This is a genomic window from Vibrio sp. D173a (assembly GCF_030248475.1).
Window position 1 is genome coordinate 1 of the sequence record NZ_JAHGAH010000678.1, and the last position, 871, is coordinate 871.

At 43.9% G+C, this 871-nt stretch carries 1 pseudogene; it reads right to left on the bottom strand.

The features are described 5' to 3' along the window. Positions 1-507: pseudogene (locus KIV40_RS28445) on the bottom strand (nitrate- and nitrite sensing domain-containing protein); the annotation flags it as partial. Positions 508-871 lie beyond the last annotated feature (364 nt).

Below are 871 nucleotides of genomic sequence, written 5' to 3' on the forward strand. Positions count from 1 at the left end.
CCGCTCTCGCTTTACCTTGAAGGAAGTTGTAGTACGCAATGGTCTCACGTGTGATGACCGAATCACTGCTAAGATCTGCAATCAAAGAAGAGACACTCAATAACTTCGCATTAAGCTGGGTGTAATAAGCAAGCGCCTGACCTAGAGGGATAGTTTGAGCGTCAACCTGACGACGAATGTCTGTAATTCGATTGAGGCCTTGAGAAATCGTTTGATTGAGTTGCGTGATCTCTGACAACTCGACAGTTTGTGATTGCCAAAAGTCGTTGCGAGCAGAACGCTTTTGGTTAGTCAGTTTACGTTGGTCGCTAAGCTCTTTACCAAACTTAGTGCCCTTCGCGCCCAAGAACCCTGCCGTCATGCCTCGCTCTTTCTGAAGCTCGTGCACCAGTTCACTGTACACCACCGAAAGGATATGGCCGTTACACTGAGCCACAGAAACCCGAGTATGGGTAGAATAAGCAGAGCAAATATTTTTTGCTTGAACGACATGTCCGTTAGTTTCATAAACCTTTCCTAGCAGCTGACAAATCTCTATATCCCGACTGTGGCACACATCTTCCTTGGTACACCTTTACCGAGATCATTTAATTATCAAATTAATCAATAAATGTGCCATCCTGAGACATCACCCGGTCAAAATAGCAGCTAAGCTTATAAAATATAGGGCTTTATCTGGTTTCTAGACGCTCGGCACTACCTAATAAGTCTATAAGTGACATACAACACAATAAGTATATGCCCAAATAAGCAACAGATCGCATTATATTGGTGCGTATTGCAGTCGAGATCCGAATGGGTATAATGCGCCGCTGACAAAATTGATGAACTATAAACGAGGCAAGCGTATGAAGTGTCCTTCTTGTGAAGA